The 18,581-nt window shown below is 72.9% G+C and carries 17 protein-coding genes; 10 read left to right on the top strand and 7 right to left on the bottom strand.

What is annotated here, in order from left to right; genetic code table 11:
- Nucleotides 1-47: 47 nt before the first annotated feature.
- From H030_RS0123260 to H030_RS39345, 8 genes are all read left to right on the top strand, one after another.
- Nucleotides 48-1,448, top strand: a complete 1,401-nt coding sequence (locus H030_RS0123260; protein ID WP_035129337.1) for a PLP-dependent aminotransferase family protein — start codon at nt 48-50, stop codon at nt 1,446-1,448.
- Between the two features lie 73 nt (nt 1,449-1,521).
- Nucleotides 1,522-3,219 carry an FAD-binding protein gene (locus H030_RS0123255; protein WP_027007892.1) on the top strand — a complete coding sequence of 566 codons (1,698 nt, stop codon included), beginning with the start codon at nt 1,522-1,524 and terminating at the stop codon, nt 3,217-3,219.
- 3 nt (nt 3,220-3,222) lie between these two features.
- The gene (locus tag H030_RS0123250) at nt 3,223-4,407 is read left to right on the top strand and encodes a succinate dehydrogenase/fumarate reductase iron-sulfur subunit (protein ID WP_081691082.1); all 1,185 of its coding nucleotides are present in this window, start codon (nt 3,223-3,225) and stop codon (nt 4,405-4,407) included.
- A gap of 40 nt (nt 4,408-4,447) precedes the next feature.
- On the top strand, nt 4,448-5,359 hold the full coding sequence (locus tag H030_RS0123245; RefSeq protein ID WP_027007890.1) for a CoB--CoM heterodisulfide reductase iron-sulfur subunit B family protein: 912 nt from the start codon (nt 4,448-4,450) through the stop codon (nt 5,357-5,359).
- A gap of 15 nt (nt 5,360-5,374) precedes the next feature.
- Nucleotides 5,375-5,629: a hypothetical protein gene (locus H030_RS0123240; protein ID WP_027007889.1), complete on the top strand. Its 255-nt coding sequence runs from the start codon at nt 5,375-5,377 to the stop codon at nt 5,627-5,629.
- 96 nt (nt 5,630-5,725) lie between these two features.
- On the top strand, nt 5,726-7,900 hold the full coding sequence (locus H030_RS37770; RefSeq protein WP_196809247.1) for a S8 family serine peptidase: 2,175 nt from the start codon (nt 5,726-5,728) through the stop codon (nt 7,898-7,900).
- Nucleotides 7,897-8,715, top strand: a complete 819-nt coding sequence (locus H030_RS0123230) for a substrate-binding domain-containing protein (protein ID WP_027007888.1) — start codon at nt 7,897-7,899, stop codon at nt 8,713-8,715. The genes H030_RS37770 and H030_RS0123230 overlap by 4 nt, the downstream gene beginning before the upstream one ends.
- A 132-nt stretch (nt 8,716-8,847) precedes the next feature.
- Nucleotides 8,848-9,642, top strand: a complete 795-nt coding sequence (locus H030_RS39345; RefSeq protein ID WP_196809246.1) for a hypothetical protein — start codon at nt 8,848-8,850, stop codon at nt 9,640-9,642.
- Here H030_RS39345 and H030_RS0123220 read toward each other — a convergent pair.
- On the bottom strand, nt 9,639-10,832 hold the full coding sequence (locus H030_RS0123220; protein ID WP_027007886.1) for a methyl-accepting chemotaxis protein: 1,194 nt from the start codon (nt 10,830-10,832) through the stop codon (nt 9,639-9,641). The genes H030_RS39345 and H030_RS0123220 overlap by 4 nt on opposite strands.
- A gap of 142 nt (nt 10,833-10,974) precedes the next feature.
- Here H030_RS0123220 and H030_RS0123215 point away from each other — a divergent pair, with 142 nt between their 5' ends.
- Nucleotides 10,975-11,691, top strand: a complete 717-nt coding sequence (locus H030_RS0123215; RefSeq protein WP_027007885.1) for a GAF domain-containing protein — start codon at nt 10,975-10,977, stop codon at nt 11,689-11,691.
- Here H030_RS0123215 and H030_RS34585 read toward each other — a convergent pair.
- Complete coding sequence (locus H030_RS34585; protein WP_035129335.1) at nt 11,688-12,737, bottom strand: aspartate-semialdehyde dehydrogenase; 1,050 nt, start codon at nt 12,735-12,737, stop codon at nt 11,688-11,690. The genes H030_RS0123215 and H030_RS34585 overlap by 4 nt on opposite strands.
- Entirely contained in the window at nt 12,737-14,014 is a 1,278-nt protein-coding gene (locus H030_RS34580; protein WP_035129334.1) for an aspartate kinase, read from the bottom strand. Before H030_RS34580 ends, H030_RS34585 begins: the two co-directional genes overlap by 1 nt.
- Nucleotides 14,015-14,049: 35 nt before the next feature.
- Here H030_RS34580 and H030_RS0123200 point away from each other — a divergent pair, with 35 nt between their 5' ends.
- Nucleotides 14,050-15,231: a glycoside hydrolase family 3 N-terminal domain-containing protein gene (locus H030_RS0123200; protein WP_027007884.1), complete on the top strand. Its 1,182-nt coding sequence runs from the start codon at nt 14,050-14,052 to the stop codon at nt 15,229-15,231.
- Nucleotides 15,232-15,247: 16 nt separating this feature from the next.
- On the opposite strand, the gene H030_RS0123195 is transcribed toward H030_RS0123200, so the two are convergent.
- From H030_RS0123195 to dnaX, 4 genes are read right to left on the bottom strand one after another with little or no spacing between them, the layout of a single operon-like run.
- Nucleotides 15,248-15,676 carry a cupin domain-containing protein gene (locus tag H030_RS0123195; protein ID WP_035129333.1) on the bottom strand — a complete coding sequence of 143 codons (429 nt, stop codon included), beginning with the start codon at nt 15,674-15,676 and terminating at the stop codon, nt 15,248-15,250.
- Nucleotides 15,677-15,725: 49 nt separating this feature from the next.
- Nucleotides 15,726-16,328, bottom strand: a complete 603-nt coding sequence (gene recR, locus H030_RS0123190; RefSeq protein ID WP_027007882.1) for a recombination mediator RecR — start codon at nt 16,326-16,328, stop codon at nt 15,726-15,728.
- Nucleotides 16,329-16,331: 3 nt separating this feature from the next.
- Nucleotides 16,332-16,790 carry a YbaB/EbfC family nucleoid-associated protein gene (locus tag H030_RS40520; RefSeq protein WP_081691077.1) on the bottom strand — a complete coding sequence of 153 codons (459 nt, stop codon included), beginning with the start codon at nt 16,788-16,790 and terminating at the stop codon, nt 16,332-16,334.
- On the bottom strand, nt 16,790-18,574 hold the full coding sequence (gene dnaX, locus H030_RS34570) for a DNA polymerase III subunit gamma/tau (protein ID WP_196809245.1): 1,785 nt from the start codon (nt 18,572-18,574) through the stop codon (nt 16,790-16,792). Before dnaX ends, H030_RS40520 begins: the two co-directional genes overlap by 1 nt.
- Between the last annotated feature and the right edge of the window lie 7 nt (nt 18,575-18,581).

Raw genomic sequence — 18,581 nt, 5'->3', positions numbered from 1 at the left:
TTTGGCCCTTGATCCAGGACCAACATGGTGTGCCAAGATGGGGCCAAATGGACCTGCACCTCGACCTCGACACCGCCCCGGGCCGCTCGCTGCGCGCCCGCGCCGAGCACGCGCTGCGGGACGCGGTCCGCTCCGGCCGCCTCGCCCCCGGAACCCGCCTGCCCGCCACCCGCGCGCTGGCGACCGAGCTCGGCGTGTCCCGCGGCGTCGTCGTCGAGGCCTACGCCCAGCTCGCCGCCGAGGGCTACCTCGACACCCGCCGCGGCGGCGGGACCCGCGTCGCGGCGGGCGGAGCGACCGCGGCCGACCAGCCACGCCCGCTCCCCGGCGACCGCCCGCTGCACCGCTCGCGCGCCGGCGGCAGCGGCGAGATGGACGGGTTGTTGTATGACATGCGCCCGTCGCTCCCCAGCACCGACGGGTTCCCGCGGCAGGCCTGGCTGCAGGCGCTCACCCGCGTTCTGCGGACGCTCCCCGACGAGCGGCTGGGGTACGGCGACCGCCGGGGCGAGCAAGAGCTGCGCACCGCGCTCGTGGGCTGGCTGGCGCGGCGCCGAGGCGTCGTCGCCGGACCGGAGCAGGTGCTGATCACGGGCGGCTTGCGCGACGCGCTGCCGCTGGTCTGGCGGATGCTGCGGGCGCGCGGCGCGCGGCGCGTCGCGGTCGAGGATCCGGGCTGGTGGCGGATCGCCCGGAGCGCCGAGGCCGCGGGGTTGGAGGCGGTCCCGACGCCCACCGACGACGACGGGCTGCGCCCGGACCGGCTCCGCGACGTCGACGTGGTCGCCGTCACCCCCGCCCACCAGTTCCCGACGGGCGCCGTGCTTCACCCGGAGCGCCGAGCGGCGCTCGTCGCGTACGCCCGCGCGCACGGCGCGTACCTGCTCGAGGACGACTACGACGCCGAGTTCCGCTACGACCGCCAGCCGATCGGGTCGATCCAGGGCCTCGCGCCGGACCTCACGATCCACGCGGGCTCGGCGAGCAAGTCGCTGGCCCCCGCGCTCCGGCTCGGCTGGCTCGTCCTTCCGTCCGGCCTGACAGCGGAATTGCAGGACGACGACCCCGCCTCGCCGGCCGGAACACCCCCCACGCTGGACCAGCTCGCGCTCGCCGACCTGATCGAGCGCGGCGAGGTCGACCGCCACCTCCGCCGGCAGCGCCTGCGCTACGCCAAGCGCCGCGCCGCGCTGCTCGCGCAGCTCGAAGAACAGCTCCCCGCCCTGCAGGTACGCGGCGCAGCGGCGGGCCTCTTCGCCGTGCTCGCCCTCCCGCCCGGCGCGCACGAGGACGACATCGCACAACGCGCCGCGCACGAAGGCGTCGCCTGCGAACCCCTCCGCGCCCCCGGCCGCACCGGCCTCGTGCTCGGCTACGCCAACCTCCCGGAGCCCTCCGCGCCTCACGCTGTACGTGCTCTCGTCCGCGCGCTGGCGCGTACCCCATGACGTAAGGGAGCCCGAACACCCTCGACCTATAGAGTCCCGGGCCCCGAACTTTCGAGAACGAAGAGCCGCATACATGCCTGCACACGACGTCCTCATCCTCGGCGCCGGCCTCGCCGGCCAGCGGGCCGCACTGGCCGCCGCCGAGGCCGGAGCGTCGGTGGCGATCATGAGCAAGGTCCACCCGGTCCGCTCGCACTCGGTCGCCGCCGCCGGTGGCATCAACGCCGCCATCAACCCCGCCGACGACTGGCGCTCGCACGCCTACGACACCGTCAAGGGCTCCGACTTCATCGGTGACCAGGACGCGATCGAGGTCATGTGCCGCGAAGCGCCCCACGAGGTCATGCACCTCGAGCACATCGGCGTCACGTTCCACCGCAACGAGACCGGTCAGATGGACCTCCGGGCGTTCGGTGGCGCGTCGATGAAGCGCACCGCCTACGTCGCCGACATCACCGGCCAGGCGATCCTGCACGTCCTGTACGAGCAGCTGATGAAGCACCACGAGACCGTCGACCGCTACGAGGAGTGGTTCACCACCCACCTCCTCCAGGACGAGTCCGGCGCCGTCTCCGGCTGCATCGCGCGCGACATCCGCACCGGCGAGCTCCAGGAGTTCACGGCCAAGAACGTGATCCTCGCGACCGGCGGTGTCGGTCAAGCGTTCAAGCCGACCACCAACGGCCTGATCTGCACCGGTGACGGCATCGCCCAGGCCTTCCGCCTCGGCGCGCCGCTCATGGACATGGAGATGGTCCAGTACCACCCCACGTGCCTGGTCGAGAACGGCTTCCTCATCACCGAGGGCGCCCGCGGCGAGGGCGCGCACCTCCTGAACTCCAACGGCGAGCGCTTCATGGAGAAGTACGCGCCGAACAAGATGGAGCTGGCGTCCCGCGACGTCGTCTCCCGCGCCGAGCAGACCGAGATCAACGAGGGCCGCGGCGTCGGCCCCGGCGGCGTCGGCATCTACCTCGACGTCACGGTCGTGCCGCGCAAGCGTACGCTCGAGGCGCTGCGCGAGATCGTCAACATCGGCAAGGACTTCGCCGGCGTCGACATCACGCGCGAGCCGATCCTGATCCGCCCGGGCCAGCACTACATCATGGGCGGCGTCAAGACCGACGTCGACGGCGCGACCCCGATCTCGGGCCTCTACGCCGCGGGCGAGGTCGCCTGCGTCTCGGTCCACGGCGGCAACCGCCTCGGCGCCAACAGCCTCCTCGACACGCTCATCTTCGGCCGCCGCGCCGGCGAGCACGCCGCCGCCCGCGCGGCCGGCATGCCGATGCCCAAGGCTCAAGGTCAGGCCCGCCTGAACGACGAGCAGGGCATGATCGACGGGATCATCGCCCGCGAGAAGACCGGCCGCCGGATCTCCGAGATCAAGGACGAGCTCGGCACCGAGATGAACAAGAACGTCGCCGTCTTCCGGACGCAGGACGGCCTCGAGCACGCGCTCGACGTCGTCCGCCGCCTGAAGGAGGAGGCGAAGACCGCCTACGTCGACGACAAGGGCACGGTCTTCAACCAGGACGTCCTCGGCGCCCTCGAGCTCGGCTACATGCTCGACTGCGCGGAGTGCACCGTCATCGGCGCGATCGAGCGCAAGGAGTCGCGCGGGGCCCAGTTCCGCGTGGACTTCCCCGACCGCAACGACGACGAGTGGCAGAAGCACATCACCCTGTCGCGCGACGGGGACGGAACACCGGTCGTCGGGTACTCCCCGGTGACCATCACCCAGTGGCAACCCGAAGAACGGAAGTACTAGGCCATGGCCGCTGAACCCCTCAGCCCCACCGAAGACATCCAGAGCAAGCCCGAGCACTCGGACCACTCCGAGCCGTTCACGCTGCGGATCCGCCGCTACGACCCGGAGACCGGCGACGCGCCGTACTGGGTCGAGCACACCATCGAGCTGGAGCCCCACCGCTCCGTGCTCGAGGGCATCCTCCAGGCCAAGGGCCGCTTCGACGGCTCGATCGGCATCCGCTGCTCCTGCAAGGCCGCGATCTGCGGCTCCTGCGGCGTGCGGATCAACGGCCAGCCGGGGCTCGCGTGCCACACGCACCTCGACAAGGCCAAGCGCACGTCCAAGGACGGCGTCATCGAGATCGAGCCGATGGGCAACATGCCCGTCATCAAGGACTTGATCGTGGACATGGACGCCGTCCACTGGAAGAAGGTCCAGCGCGTCACGCCGTGGCTCATCAACAAGGAGCCGATCCCCGAGCGCGAGTACATCGTCGACCGCGAGTCGATGGTGGACATCACGCAGACGATGGCCTGCATCCAGTGCGGCGCCTGCGTGTCGGACTGCCTCGCGATGGAGGTCGACCCGCTGTTCATCGGCCCGGCCGCCCTCGCGAAGGCCTACCGCTTCGTCGGCGACCCGCGTGACGCCCAGCAGTTCGAGCGCCTCAAGGACCTCGCCGAGGACCCGCACGGCATCTACGACTGCACCCACTGCTTCAAGTGCATCGAGGCGTGCCCGAAGGGCGTCGCCCCGATGAACCAGATCATGCGCCTGCGCCGCCGCGCCGGTGACGATCACCACATCAACGACCGCAACAACGGCAATCGCCACGAGCGGACGATCGTCACCCTGATCCACGACTTCGGCCTGCTGCACGAGGCCGAGATGCTGCCGCGCTCCTACGGCGGCAACTCGTGGTTCGGCAAGTTCCACCCGGCCGCGGGCCAGGAGCTGCTCGACTCGCTGCCCGTCATCACCCGCGCGATCCTGCGCCGGAAGGTGACGCCGGGCAAGGCGCTCTTCGGGCACAAGATCCCGAAGGACGCGCTCGACGAGGTCAAGGAGATCTACGCCGAGGTCGAGGGCCGCGACGAGCGGATCGAGTTCAACCTGTACATCTCGGGGACCGACGAGAACAACAACGGCGGTCCCGAGGAGCGCGTCGAAGCCACCGGCGACGCGAACGCGGAGGACAACGCCTGATGAACAGCTACCACAACGAATCCGGGATCAGGTTCGCCTGATGAAGGTCGCCTACTGGCCCGGCTGTGTGAGCCGCGGCTTCACCCCTGAGCTGCACGGCGCCATGGCCAAGGTCGCGCCGAAGCTCGACATCGAGCTCGTCGAGCTCGACCGCGCCTGCTGCACCGGCGCGGGCGTCATCGCCGAGCACAGCCAGGAGCTGGCGGACACGCTCAACGCGCGCACGTTCGCCCTGGCCCAGCAGGTCGAAGGCGCCGAGATGATGATGAACATCTGCTCGACCTGCCAGGGCGCGCAGGGCGAGTGCCAGGAGCGCCTGGACGCCTCGGCCGAGTACCGCGGCGTCGTCAACCAGACGCTGGCCAGGCACAACCTGGAGTACCGCGCGGGCCTCGCCAACAAGAACTTCTTGTGGGTGCTCGTCGAGGAGCTCGGGCTGGACAAGCTGCGCGAGCGCGTCGTGCGGCCGCTGACCAACCTCAAGGTCGGCCCGTTCTACGGCTGCTACATCGTCCGCCCGACCGACCGTCTGGGCATCGACGACGAGAACCCGCGCGACACGTACCTGGGCCTCGTCATCGAGGCGCTGGGCGGCACCGTGATCGACTACGCCGGCTCGCACAAGTGCTGCGGCTTCCCGATCATCACCATGAACAAGGACGTCTCGCTGAGGCAGGCCGCCCGCCACATCGGCGACGCGGTCGACGCCGACGCCGACTGCCTGGTGACGCCCTGCCCGCTGTGCCACCTCAACCTGGATCTCCAGCAGCCGCTGGCCGAGCGCTCCGCCGGCCGTGAGCTGAACCTCCCGGTGCTGCACCTCCCGCAGCTCGTCGGCCTGGCCCTCGGCCTGGACCCCAACGAGCTGGGCATGCAGCGCCACGTGGTCAAGCCGACCGCGGTCGTCGACTGGACGACGTCGGTCATCGCCGGCGTCGGCGCTCCGGCGTAGCAGGGCACGAGGTCGTTGAAGGTCCCGAAGTTCCGCCGCGAGGCGCCGGCGACCGGCGAGGGCTCCCAGCCCCGCCGCCGCCGGCGCCGCGTGCGCCCCGACGCGCCGACCACGATCGTCCCGGTCGTCGGCGACGGCGAGACGCCGTCCTGGCTGCACACCGACGTGCCCACGGCCGCCAAGCGGCCCGCGTCGCCCCTGGCGCTGGATCTCGACGCGGCGCGCGAGCGCCTGCGTAGGCAGATCCCGCCGGTCGAAGACGACCACTAGGCGGCGCCTGATGCACCGGCGCCCGGAGCGCCGGTTTGCGTTACTCACCCGTGGCGGGTGATGACGGCCCGCCGCCGGGGTGCTCGAATCCTGGGCATGCGCCGGACGATCACCTGCCTTGCGGTCCTCATGGCCTTGGCGGTCGCCGGCACGGCGCGCGCGCAGGTCCCGCCGAGGGTCCGGCTCGCCGCCGCGGCCGACTGCGCGAGGAACGTCAACTGCATCCCGGGCTTCAAGCGCGTCTACGCGATGGACCCGACGCCGCAGTTCGTCAGCCTGAAGGTCGCCGACGCCGGCCTCCAGGCGCTGGACGACGGCCGTGCCGAGGTCGCGCTGGCGTTCTCGTCCAACCCGCAGCTGTCGCGGCCCGACATCGTCGAGCTGGCCGACGACCGCCACATGATCAGCGCCGACCACGTCGTCCCGGTGGTCCGGTCCAGCGTCGTGCGCCGCTACGGCAGGCGCCTGCGGCGCGCGCTCGACGACGCCTCGAAGCTGCTCTCGACGCTCGAGCTGCGTGGGCTGAACCAGGAGGTCTTCGACGGCCGCCTGCCGGAGGCCGTCGGCGGCGAGTTCGCCGACACCAACGGGCTCGGCGGGACGGGGCGCCGGGTGGCGGGCCCGGCGGTCCGGATCGCCTACCAGGACTTCGACGAGAACAAGACGTTGGCCTACATGTACGCCGAGGCGCTGCGCGGCGCCGGGATCCGGGTCACGGTCAGGTCTGCCGGCGGCCTGCGCCCCGCGGTCGTCAACGGGATGCGGAACGGCAGGATCGACCTCTGGCCCGGATACTCAGGATCGCTGCGCGGCTACCTCGGCGGCGGCGACCTGGGCCGCGCGCTGGCGAGGATCGGCGCGCAGGCGCTGGCGTTCTCCCCCGCCCAGGACCGCAACGGCTTCGCGATGAGGCGCGACGTCGCCAAGACGCTCGGGGTCTCGAAGCTGTCGGACCTCAGGAGATACTGGGGCACGCCCGCCCAGACCGCGCGTGCCAGCGCCGCGCAGGCCCCCGCGTCCAGCGACCCGCGCCAGAGCGAGCAGTGGGCGGTCGGCCCCGACAGCATGCTCAACCTGCCCGCCGCATGGGCGCTGTCGCGCGGGCGCGGCGTGACGGTCGCGATCGTCGACACCGGGGCGAAGATCGACCACCCCGACCTCGCGCCCAACATCTGGACCAACTTCGACGAGATCCCCGGCAACGGGATCGACGACGACCACAACGGCTACATCGACGACGTCCACGGCATCGACCTGACGTCGAGGACGTCGGGCCAGGACCTCACCGACGGCAACGGCCACGGGACGCACGTCGCCGGGATCGTCGCCGCCGCGGCCAACGGCAAGGGCGTCGTCGGCGTCGCGCCGCAGGCCAAGCTGATGATCGTCAAGGTGCTCGACTCCGGCGGCGCGGGCACGACCGGCGCGATCGCCGAGGGCGTCCGTTACGCGGCGGCCAACGGCGCCAGGATCATCAACCTGTCCTTGGGCGGCGACCGCCTCGACACGTCGCTGCAGTCCGCGATCCAGGAGGCGGGCGCGGCCGGCGCGCTGGTCGTCACCTCGGCCGGCAACAGCGACCGCGACATCGACCAGCAGCCGAGCTACCCCGCGTCGCTGGCCGAGCCGAACCTGATCACGGTCGCCTCGACCGACCCGGAGGCGGGCAGGAACCTCAGCGGCTTCTCGAACTTCGGCAGGCTCGACGTCCAGGTCGCGGCGCCGGGCGGCCAGATCCTGTCGACGGCCAAGGACGGCGGTTGGGTGCTGATGAGCGGGACGTCGATGGCGGCGCCCGCGGTCAGCGGCGTCGCGGCGCTCGCCGCGTCGGTCAACCCGAGGCTGACCGCGCCGGACCTGCGCGCGTTGTTGATGCAGAACGCGACGAGGTCGGGCCTGCCGGTCACCGCGGGCTACGTCGACGCGCTGCAGACCGTCGTGGCCGCGAGCAGCGCCAGCTACGACACGACCCAGCCGCCGCGGCTGAAGATCCTGTCGGCGACCGTCAAGAACGGGCGCACGCAGGTCCAGGCGGCCGTGCTCGGCTCGACGACGAGCATCCGCCGCTACCGGCTCACGCTCGGCGGCAGGACCGCCGACCTGGCGCCGCGCCCGTCGCCGTTCACGGTCAAGCTCGCCGGGACGTCGAAGCGCGTCAAGCTCGCCGCGCTGAACCGCGCCGGGCGCCCGGTGACCGCCGCGCAGAGCACCGTCGCCGGGCTGCGCAAGGGCAAGGGCGACGTCGGCCGCGGAAGCCCGGTCGGGACATGAAGCGCGCGAGCGGCGCGCTGGCGCTGCTGCTGACCGCCGGGCTGCTCGCCGCGCCGGGCGGCGGCGCGGTGGCCGCGGCGCAGACCAACACCATCACCTTGAACGGGCAGGACATCGTCGTCTCGCTCGTCGCCGACCTCGCCTACTTCTACCGCCACGCCGTCCCCGGCGCCCCGCGCTTCTCGCTGACCGCGGGCGGCACCAGCGCCGGGATGGCCGACACCGCGCGCGGGATCGCCGACGGCGGGATGGTCTCGCGCGCGCTGGCGCCCGGCGACCCGCCCGGCCTGGTCCTCACGCGGCTGGCGCGCAGCGGTCTCTGCCTGGCCACCAACCGCGCCAACCCGATCGCGTCGATCTCCCGCGCGCAGCTGCAGGACCTCGTCGCCGGGCGCGTGACCAACTGGACCGGCTTCGCCGGGTCGCGGCGCACCGACGCGATCACGCCGGTCACGCTCGCGCCGACGGTCGGCGGCGGCCGCGTCTTCCAGAGCGTGTTCGTCGACGACGCCACGCCGGTCGCCTGGCAGGCGGTGACGCTGATCAGCAGCACCCAGGCACGCGACTACATCGAGCAGACGCCGGGCGCGTTCGGCTACGCCGACCTCGCGCTGACCGCCCCGCTGCACGTGATCGCCTACGAGGGCGTCGGCTGCACGCGCAGGACGATCGCCGACGGCAGCTACCCCGCGAGCCGCCCACTCGCGATCGTCACAAAGGGCGCGCCGAGGGGCGCGCTGGGCCGGTTCCTGAGCTGGGTCAGGCGCAGCCCGACCGCGCGCCGAGTGATCGCCTCGCGCTACGTCCCCGGCTGATCCTGGACCTTCGTCGCGTAAGCGGCACGTCCTCCGCCCGTTGAGGCCTGCGCAGGAGCACCAGGTCCAACACGTACAACAGGGAGACGCACCCGAATGCGCAAGTGGTTCCACCGGCCTTCGCCGGCCCTCGTGATCGCCGTCATCGCACTGATCGCCGCCACCGGCGGCAACGCGATCGCCGACGGCGTCACCGCCGTCGCCGCCAAGCTCGGCAAGAACTCGGTCACCTCGCGCGAGGTCAAGAACGGGTCCTTGACGCTCGCCGACTTCAAGGCCGCCGAGCGCGCCAAGCTCAGGGGCGCCGCGGGCGCGGCCGGCGCTGCCGGCGCCGCCGGCGCGAGGGGCGCGACCGGCGCGACGGGCGCCACCGGGCCGGCCGGCCCGCAGGGCCCGGCGGGCACGCCCAACGGCTACACCAAGGACGAGGCCAACGCCGCGTTCCTGGGCAGGGCCGACAGGGCCGCCGACGCCGACAAGCTCGACGGCATCGACAGCTCCGGCTTCGTCCAGGGCACCGGCGCCCAGGGCATCGGCCACCTCGACCTCGCCACCAGCACGGGCGACACGACGCTCGCCAGCCTCGGCTCGGCCGCGCACCTGGTCATGAGCTGCTCGGCGAGCAACGTCCCGAGCCTCCACGTCGTCTCCGACACGACCAACGTGGAGTTCATGATCTCCGAGGAGGAGAGCGGCACCAACCCGCAGGTCAACAGCGGCATCATCTCGGCCAGCGGCGGCTCGGGCCTCTCGATCACCGCGGCGAGCAACGTGCCGACACGCTGGACGGTCACGACCTGGCACGCAGGCTTCCTGCCCGGCAGCGGCTCGGGCGCCAGCACGACGGTCCAGGGTCGCATCAACTGCGACTTCACGACGATGACCACGACGGCCAGCAAGGCCGGGTTCCTGGTCGCCCTGCCCTAGACGGTGAACGCACCGACCAAGGCGTCGAGCGCGCGGGCCCGGTCGGCCAGCGCGCTCGCCGCCGCGGTCACCTGCGCGGTCGAGGCGCTGGACTGCTCGGCCGAGGCGGAGACCTGCTCGGTCGCGGCCGAGGCCGACTCGGCGACCTGGCGGACCTCGTCGGTCGCGTCGGCCATCCTGGCGATCACCGCCGTGACCTGGTCGACGCTCGTCGTGACGCCGCCGAAGGCCTTCTCGGTCTCCTTGACCGCGGCCGAGGCGGACTCGGCGAGCTTGCGGACCTCGTCGGCGACGACCGCGAAGCCGCGCCCGGCCTCGCCGGCGCGGGCCGCCTCGATCGCGGCGTTCAAGGCCAACAGGTTGGTCTGGTCGGCGATCGCGGCGATCCGGGCGGCCATCGCGACGCCGTCCTCGACCGCGGACGCGGTGCCGCCCGCGACGCCGAAGGCCTCGCGCGCCAGGTCCTGGGACTCGATGACCGCGGCGACCTGCTGCTCGGCGCCGGCGGCGACCTCGGTCGAGGCGCGCGCGATCTCGTCGATCGCCTGCGCGGTCTGCTCGGCGGTGTCGGTCATCTCCTGCGACGCGCGGGCGACGGCCGCGGAGGTCGCGGCGATCTCGCCGAGCGTGCCCGCGAGGTGCTCGCGCGTGTTGTTGTAGGAGTTGAGTCCCGCCTGGGCCTGGCCCAACATGATGTTGAACCGCTCGCCCAGCGCGCCGACCTGGGCGCCGTGGGCGGCGACCAGCGGCTGCGTGACCGGGACGACGTCGACCGTGAGGTCGCCGTGGGCCATCGCGTCCAGGCCCGCGCCGAGGCCGGTGAGGCAGCGATCGCTGAGCGAGTCCAGGCGCTGCTGGAGGTCGGTCAGCGACGAGCGGTCGCCGAGCGCGGCGCGCAGCTCCTCGCGCATCGAGTTGTAGGCCTCGAGCGCGCCCTGGGCCTTGCCGAGCATCGCGTTGAACAGCTCGCCGAGCGCCACGACCTGCGGGTCGAACGTGGTGACGTCGACCGGCTTGGTGACCGGGACCGCGGCGCGGGTGAGGTCGCCGTCCTCCATCGCGCGCAGGCCGTCGACCAGGCCGGCGAGGCAGTTGGCGTCCAGCGACTGCAGCGCGGCGGTCAGCTCGGCGACGCCGGCGATCGGGGCGGGCTCGGTGGTGGTGGCGGTGCGGCGGAAGGTCAGGGGCATGGGGAGTCTCTCCAGAGGGGTCAGGCGGGGAAGTGGTGCGTCTGCGTCCTTTTTCGCGTGTTCTGGTGAGGACGTGGTGAGAGCTGGACACCTGTCCATGAAGCGGTGGCGGATCCGCGACCGCGGCCGACCATCTGTGACGATGAGCATGCACGCCAGCACCGTCCGCTTCGGCGGCGACCTCTGGGCCGAGATCGAGCGCGAGGCCGCCCGTGAGGGCGTCTCGGTCGCCCAGTTCGTGCGCGACGCCGCGCTGCTGCGCGTCGCGACGCTGGCCGCGCGCCGCGGCGACGAGATCACGCTGGCGACGCTCGACGACCTCGCCGCGCGCCCGTCGCGCAGGGCGCCGGCGCGCCGTGCCGCCGCCGCGCTCGGCGACCCGGCGCGCGTCGCCGCCGCCCGCGCCGCCCACGACGGGCTGGGCCCGCGCGAGCGCGCGGCGATCGACCGCCTCGGCGAGTTGGCGCGCCAGTCGCTGGACGCGCCGGTCGCGATGATCTCGCTGATCGGCGACGAGCTCCAGCACCCGCTGTCGTGCGCGGGCGTGGCGACCCGCCCGGGGCCGTTCGGCGTCGAGCGCTCGATCTGCCGCGACGTCGTCGAGGCGCGCCAGCCGCTGGTGATCGGCGACACCCGCGCCGACGAGCGGCTCGCCGCGCTGGCCGAGCCGCCGCTGGCGATCGTCGCCTACGTCGGCGCGCCGCTGATCACCGACGACGGCCACGCGCTCGGCGCGATCGCCGCGATCGACCACGCGCCGCGCGTGTGGAGCGACGACGACGTCACGCTGCTGCTCTCGATCGCCCAGTCGGTCGTGACCGAGCTGGAGCGCACGCGCGACGAGCGCGCCGCAGCCTAGGCTGCGGCGCGGGTCTTCAGGAGGCCGCGCTCGTGCAGGAGCTCGGCGATCTGGACGGTGTTCAGCGCGGCGCCCTTGAGCAGGTTGTCGCCGACGACGAAGAGGTTCAGCGACTTCGGGTCCGCGAGGTCCTGGCGGACGCGGCCGACGGCGACCGGGTCCTTGCCGGCCCACTCCAGCGGCGTCGGGACGTCGTCGAGCTCGACGCCGGCGTGGGCGCCCATGACCTCCAGCGCGCGCGCGACGGACGGCTCGCGCTCGAACGTCGCCTTGACCTCGATCGCGTGGCCGACCATGACCGGCACGCGCACGCAGGTCGGGGAGACGGCGAGGCCCGGGATGTCCAGGATCTTGCGCGACTCGTTCTGGAGCTTCATCTCCTCGTCGGTGTAGCCGTTGCCGGTGTCCTTGCCCAGCAGCGGCACGACGTTGAAGGCCAGCGGCTTGCCGAAGACCGGCGTCGCGCCGACGGTCGCGGCCGCCTCGGCGCCGCGGTCGGCGAGCGCGTCCGGGTCGGCGAGCAGGCCGGGGACCTGCTCCAGCAGCTCGTCCATGCCCTTCTGCCCGGCGCCGCCCGCGGCCTGGAACGACGTCGCGACGAGCCCGGTCAGGCCGAACTCCTCGTGGAGCGCGTGCAGCGGCGGCATGATCGCCATCGTCGTGCAGTTCGGGTTGGCGACGATGCCCTTGTTGATGTGGTCGAGCGCGTCGCCGTTGACCTCGGAGACGACGAGCGGGACGTCGGGGTCCATGCGGAACGCCGACGAGTTGTCGACCACGATCGCGCCGCGCGCGGCGAACTTCGGCGCCCACTCCTTCGAGACGCCGCCGCCGGCGCTGAAGATCGCGACGTCGAAGCCGTCGAGGCGCTCGTCGTCGGCGAGGCCGACGACGGTCAGGCCGTCCTCGAGGACCTTGCCGGCGCTGCGCTCGGAGGCGAACGGGACCAGCTCGGAGAACGGGTAGTTGCGCTCGCGCAGGAGGCTGCGCATGCGGGTGCCGACGGCGCCGGTGGCACCGACCACTGCAACTCGATACAAGGACATCAGCTTGCGAACTCTCCGAACGGCTGCTCCGGGCGGATCGTGTCCGCCCCCTGCAGGTCGAACGCCGTGTGCAGCGCCTTGACGGCCGGCTCGACCTCCTCGACGGGGATCACGCACGAGATGCGGATCGGCGACGTCGAGATCATCTCGATGTTGATGCCGTTGGCGCCCAGCACGCTGAACACCTTCGCGGCGACGCCCGGGTGCGACTTCATCCCGGCGCCGACGATCGAGACCTTGCCCATGCCGTCGTCGGTCTGGACCTCGATGCCCAGCTCGCTCGCGATCGGGTCCAGCGCGCGCCGCGCCGTGTCCACGTCCTCCTTGGGGACCGTGAACGACAGCTCCGCCTTCGCGCCCGCCGACCGCGGGTCGTTCTGGATGATCATGTCGATGTTGACGTTGGCGTCGGCCAGCGCCGTCGTGACGCGCCCCGCGATGCCGGGCGAGTCGGGCAGGCCGATGAGCGTCACCCGCGCCTCGCCACGCGAGTGGGTGACGGCGGTGATGAGGGGGTTCTCCATGTTCTTGTCCTTGGCCTCTTCATCGGAGACGACGAACGTCCCCTCGGAGTCGTCGAAGCTGGAACGGCAGTGGATGCGCACGCCGTGGTTGCGGGCGTACTCGACGGAGCGCAGCTGCAGCACGCCGGCGCCGGAGGCGGCCATCTCGAGCATCTCGTCGAAGGTGACGACGTCGAGCTTGCGGGCGTCGGGCACGATCCGCGGGTCGCTGGTGAAGACGCCGGGCACGTCGGTGTAGATCTCGCAGGCGTCGGCGCCGATCGCGGCGGCCAGCGCGACCGCGGTCGTGTCGGAGCCGCCGCGGCCGAGCGTCGTGACGTCCTTGGCGGTGCTGACGCCCTGGAAGCCGGCGACCAGGACGATGTTGTCCTCGTCGAGCGCGGCCCTGATGCGATCGGCGCGGACTTCGAGGATGCGGGCCTTCGTGTGGCTCGTATCTGTGACGATGCCCGCCTGCGATCCCGTCAGGGAGATCGCACGATGACCGAGATCGTTGATCGCCATGGCACACAGCGCGCACGACACACGCTCGCCCGTCGAGAGGAGCATGTCCATCTCACGCGGGTCGGGGGTCGAACTGACCTCGAACGCGTCGGCGATGAGGCGATCGGTCTCCTTGCCGCGCGCGCTCAAGACCGCCACGACGCGGGTACCTTCCTCCCGCTTGGCGACGATGCGCTGCGCAGCGCGCTTGAGGCGCGCGGCGTCCGCGACGGATGTGCCTCCGAACTTCATGACGACGGTGCCCGGCATGGACGCGCAATGCTAGATGGTCGATGGGTGAAGCCATGACCAGACCGACCCGGATCGGCCCGGGCGGGTCGTTGACGATCGTCATGGCGGCGCTGCTCGCCGTGCTCCTGAGCGGCTGCGGGACGTCGGACAAGGCCTCCGGCAGGGCGACCGCGACCGTTGCCGGACCGGCAAGCACGGCGGTCCCGGCGAGCACGACGGCGCCCGCATCCTCCGTGACGACCACGCGCCCGTCCGGCGGGCTGCCGACGACCGCCGCCCGCGCCGCGGCGCGGCTGCTGCTGATCGGCTTCGGCGGGCCGACCGCGTCGCCGGACCTGCTCAGGCGCGTCGCCGCGCAGGAGTGGGGCGGCGTCGTGCTGGAGCCGGGCAACGGCGTCTCGCCCCAGCAGGTCGCCGACGTCGCCGGCGCGCTGCGCGGCGCCGCGACCGGCGCGGGGCACCAGGCGCCGCTGATCGCCGCCTCGCAGCTCGGCGGCCAGCTCGACGCGGTCCCCGTCGAGGGCAGGCCGCAGGCCGACGCCCGCAGCGCGGGCGCCGCGCGCGCCGCCGCGCTGGCCGAGGCCAAGGCGCTGCACCCGCTCGGGATCCGGATGGTCCTGGGCCCGGACGCCGACATCGGCTTCGCGGGCGGGCCGTGGGAGGGCGTCGCCTACGCCGACGACGCGGCGACCGTCGGCGCCGACGCGGCCGCGGCGGTGTCGGGCTGGAAGGACGGCGAGGTCGCGCCGGTCCCGGGGCACTTCCCGGGCGAGGGCGCGGCGTCGGGCGACCCGGCGCTGGAGGCCGCGACGGTCGGCCTGTCGCTGCCGGAGCTGGAGGCGCGCGACCTCAAGCCGTTCGCGGCGGTCGCGGGCCACGCGCCGGCGATCCAGCTGTCGTCGGCGACCTACGTGGCGTGGGACGGCGTGACGCCCGCGACGCTGCTGCCGGGCGTGGTCAGGCTGCTGCGCGAGAGGCTGAGGTTCGGCGGCGTCGTCGTCTCCGGCGACCTGCAGGCGGCGTCGCTGTCGGGCGGCGCGTCCCCGGCGCAGCTCGCCGTCCAGGCGATCCGCGCCGGCTGCGACCTCGTGTGGATCCCGGGCGACGCGGCCGACCAGGCCGACGCGGTCCGGGCGATCGCCAAGGCGATGCGCGACGGCAAGCTGTCGACCGCGCGCGTGGCCGACGCGCTGCGGCGCGTCGACGCGCTGCGCGCGCAGTACGGCGTGAAGTGACGCCCGCGGCCGCCCGCTAGACCGGCAGGTCGGCGGGCAGCGGGACCTCCTGGGGCGTGCGGCCCGCGTCGCGGTCCTCGTCCCAGGACTCCCAGGCGCTGGCGTCGCGGCCGACGTGCGCGCCCGCCGCGCCGAGCGCGACCATCAGGAGGTTCGCCGGCCCGCGGTTGATGAGCTGGCGGCGGACGCCGGACGGGACGCGGACGAGGCCGTTCTTGGCGACCCTGCTCTCCTCGCCCTCGATCGCGATCGTCAGCTCGCCGTCGAGCACGAGGAAGACCTCCTCCTGCTCGGCGTGGTCGTGGATCCGGCCGCGCTGGCGCGGAGCGAGCGCGATCGCGTTGATCCCGAACGCCTCGACCCCCAGCTCCCGCCGCAGCGACTGGAACCGGTCGCTGATGTTGGAGTTGATGGTCGTGAAGGCGACGTCGGTGGTCTCAGCCATGGCTCGACCCTACGCGGGCGCGCGCCGGTGAGGACCGCTCAGGGTCGTTCTACGCGATCTCGCGTCGGCCGGCGAACGCGCGGCCGAGCGTGACCTCGTCGGCGTACTCGAGGTCGCCGCCGACCGGCAGGCCGGAGGCGAGGCGGGTGACCGCGACGTCGGGGGTGCGCTCGCGCAGCGCGGCCGCGATGTGGTGCGCGGTCGCCTCGCCGGTCGTCGTCGGGTTGGTCGCGATGACGACCTCGCGGACCTCGCCGCCCTCGACGCGGCGGTACAGCTCGGCGACCTTGAGGTCCTCCGGGTCGACCCCGTCGATCGGCGACAGCGCGCCGCCGAGGACGTGGTAGCGGCCGCGGAACTCGTGGGTGCGCTCGATCGGGACGATGTCGCCCGGCTCCTCGACCACGCAGATGATCGCGGTGTCGCGCCGCTCGTCCTGGCAGATCCGGCAGCGCGCCTCGTCGGCCAGGTTGAAGCAGACCTCGCAGGGCCGGATCTTCTCCTTGACCTCGCGGATCGCGTCGGCGAGCGCGTTGGCGTCCTCCGGGTCGACCCGCAGGATGTGGAACGCGAGCCGCTGCGCCGTGCGCTGGCCGATGCCGGGCAGCTTGCCCAGCTCGGTGACCAGGCGTTGGACGGGCGGAGCGAACAAGTCCTAGCGGTTCTTCTTCGCGGCAGCCCGGCGGGCCGCGCGGTTCATCCCGCCGCCGGGAGCGCCGCCACCCGGAAGCCCGCCACCGCCACCGCCGCCACCGCCGAGGCCGCCGAGCGCGTCGCCCAGGCCGAGGCCCTCGAGCGCCGACATCGGGTCGAAGCCGCCGGGGCCGGACGCGGCCTGCATCGCCTTCTCCTGCAGGTCGACGGCCTGGCGCAGCGCCTCGTTGGTCGCGGCCAGGACCAGGTCCTGCAGCATCTCGACGTCCTCGGGATCGACCGCGTCGGGGTCGATCGTCAAGGACTCCAACTTGAGCTCGCCGGAGACGACGACCTTGACCATGCCGCCGCCGGCGGAGGCCTCGACCTTCTGCTCCTTGAGCGCTTCCTGCGCCTCCTGCTGGGCGGCCATGACCTCCTGGGCCTGCTTCAGCATGTTCTGGATGTTGGGCTGCGGCATCAGGCCTGCTCCTGCTCGGTGGTCTGGCCCTCGGAACCGGGCTCGTGGTCGACGGCGTCGAATTCTGCCCGCAACCGGGCGATGAAGTCATCCTCGCTGATGACCTCGGGCTCGGCACCGAGCTCCTCGGCCTCGCGCGTCTCGAAGATCAGCACCGGCGCCATGCCGGCCAGCTCGCGGAACGCCGTGATGACCAGCTCGCGCCCGTTCTGGTCCTCGGCCTTCCTCTTCTGGAAGCCGCAGTCGGGCGTGAACGCGATCGTCAGCTCCTTGCCGACGACGCTCACGAGCTGCCCCTTGGCGAGGGACATCGCGACCATCTGGTTCTGCTCCTCGACGCTCTGCAGGACCGCGGGCCAGAGCTCCTGGACCGTCCCGAGGTCGAGGGCGCCGAGCGGCTCGGCGACCGCGACGGGCGCGGGCGGAGCGACGGGCTCGGGCTCCGGCGTCGGAGCGGGCGGCTGCGCAGCCGCCGGTGCGGGCGGCGGCGGAGGTGTCGGAGCGGCGGCCTGCGGAGCCGGGGCGGCGGGCGCCGGAGCGGGCGGCTGCGGAGCGGCGGCGGCCGGCGGAGGCGTCGCCGCGGCCGGCGCCGGCGGCGCGACAGCAGCGGGCGCCGGAGCGACGGGCGCGCCGCCGCGCAGCGCGGCCTCCATCCGCTCCAGGCGCGCCAGCAGCGCGCGGGTCGTCGCGTCGACCTCCGGCTGCGCGGCCTTCACGAGCGCGATCTCCAGCTGGGTCTGGGCGTCGGCGCCGTCCTTCGCCAGCCGCATCCCGGCGGCGAGCAGGTCGAGCAGGCGCACCGAGTCCGCGCCGGTCAGCCGCCGCGCCTGGTCGGCCAGCCGCGCGTCGCGCTCGGTGGTCATCGTCAGCTGCGGCGGGATCTCGCCGAGCGTCTGGACGACCAGCACGTCGCGCGTGTGCGCCTCGAGGTCGCGCAGGAACTGCGCCGCGTCGCGCCCGGACTCCGCCAGGCGCGCGGTGATCTGCCACGCGGTCTTCGCGTCGCGCGCGCCGACGGCATCCAAAGCGCCGAACAGCAGCTCGTCGTCGGCGACGCCGAGCACGGCCAGGACGTCCTCGGTCGCGATCGACGACCCGCTGTACGTGACGAGCTGCTCGAGCGTGCCGAGCGCGTCGCGGTAGGACCCCGTCGCGTTGCGGGCGACCAGCGCGACCGCCTCGGGCGCGATCGTGATCGTCTCCTTCTGCGCGACGCGCTGGACGACCGTCGCGAGCTGCTCGACCGTCGGCCGGCGGAAGTCGAAGCGGTGGCAGCGGTCGACGACCGTCGGCATCACCTTGTTGGCCTCGGTCGTCGCCAGGACGAAGACCGTCGACGGCGGCGGCTCCTCGAGCGTCTTCAGGAACGCGTTCCACGCCGCGTTGGACAGCATGTGCGCCTCGTCCAAGATGTACACCTTGTACCGGCCGCTGACCGGGGCGTACTGGACCGAGTCGCGCAGCTCGCGGATGTCGTCGACCGAGTTGTTGGACGCGGCGTCCATCTCGATGACGTCCATCGACGTCGCGCTGGCGATCGTCACGCACGACTCGCAGACGCCGCACGGCTCGGTGGTCGGGCCGTTGACGCAGTTCAGGCACGCGGCGAGCATCTTGGCCATCGACGTCTTGCCCGTCCCGCGCGAGCCGACGAACAGGTAGGCGTGGTGCACCTGGCCGCGTTCGACGGCGTTGCGGAGCGTGCGCACGACGTGCTCCTGGCCGATGACGTCGGCGAACGTCCGCGGGCGATGGCGGCGGTAGAGCGAAGGTCCGGCAGACACGGACACG

The organism is Conexibacter woesei Iso977N, from assembly GCF_000424625.1.
In the GTDB taxonomy this organism is placed as follows: domain Bacteria; phylum Actinomycetota; class Thermoleophilia; order Solirubrobacterales; family Solirubrobacteraceae; genus Baekduia; species Baekduia woesei_A.
This window is presented reverse-complemented; position numbering and strand designations above follow the sequence as displayed.

What these genes read in the sequence shown, in the direction of transcription:
- H030_RS0123260 (WP_035129337.1), top strand. Translation starts at nt 48, where the DNA reads ATGGACCTGCACCTCGACCTCGACACCGCCCCGGGCCGCTCGCTGCGC.
- H030_RS0123255 (WP_027007892.1), top strand. Translation starts at nt 1,522, where the DNA reads ATGCCTGCACACGACGTCCTCATCCTCGGCGCCGGCCTCGCCGGCCAG.
- H030_RS0123250 (WP_081691082.1), top strand. Translation starts at nt 3,223, where the DNA reads ATGGCCGCTGAACCCCTCAGCCCCACCGAAGACATCCAGAGCAAGCCC.
- H030_RS0123245 (WP_027007890.1), top strand. Translation starts at nt 4,448, where the DNA reads ATGAAGGTCGCCTACTGGCCCGGCTGTGTGAGCCGCGGCTTCACCCCT.
- H030_RS37770 (WP_196809247.1), top strand. Translation starts at nt 5,726, where the DNA reads ATGCGCCGGACGATCACCTGCCTTGCGGTCCTCATGGCCTTGGCGGTC.
- H030_RS0123230 (WP_027007888.1), top strand. Translation starts at nt 7,897, where the DNA reads ATGAAGCGCGCGAGCGGCGCGCTGGCGCTGCTGCTGACCGCCGGGCTG.
- H030_RS0123220 (WP_027007886.1), bottom strand. Translation starts at nt 10,832, where the DNA reads ATGCCCCTGACCTTCCGCCGCACCGCCACCACCACCGAGCCCGCCCCG.
- H030_RS0123215 (WP_027007885.1), top strand. Translation starts at nt 10,975, where the DNA reads ATGAGCATGCACGCCAGCACCGTCCGCTTCGGCGGCGACCTCTGGGCC.
- H030_RS34585 (WP_035129335.1), bottom strand. Translation starts at nt 12,737, where the DNA reads ATGTCCTTGTATCGAGTTGCAGTGGTCGGTGCCACCGGCGCCGTCGGC.
- H030_RS34580 (WP_035129334.1), bottom strand. Translation starts at nt 14,014, where the DNA reads ATGCCGGGCACCGTCGTCATGAAGTTCGGAGGCACATCCGTCGCGGAC.
- H030_RS0123200 (WP_027007884.1), top strand. Translation starts at nt 14,050, where the DNA reads ATGACCAGACCGACCCGGATCGGCCCGGGCGGGTCGTTGACGATCGTC.
- H030_RS0123195 (WP_035129333.1), bottom strand. Translation starts at nt 15,676, where the DNA reads ATGGCTGAGACCACCGACGTCGCCTTCACGACCATCAACTCCAACATC.
- H030_RS40520 (WP_081691077.1), bottom strand. Translation starts at nt 16,790, where the DNA reads ATGCCGCAGCCCAACATCCAGAACATGCTGAAGCAGGCCCAGGAGGTC.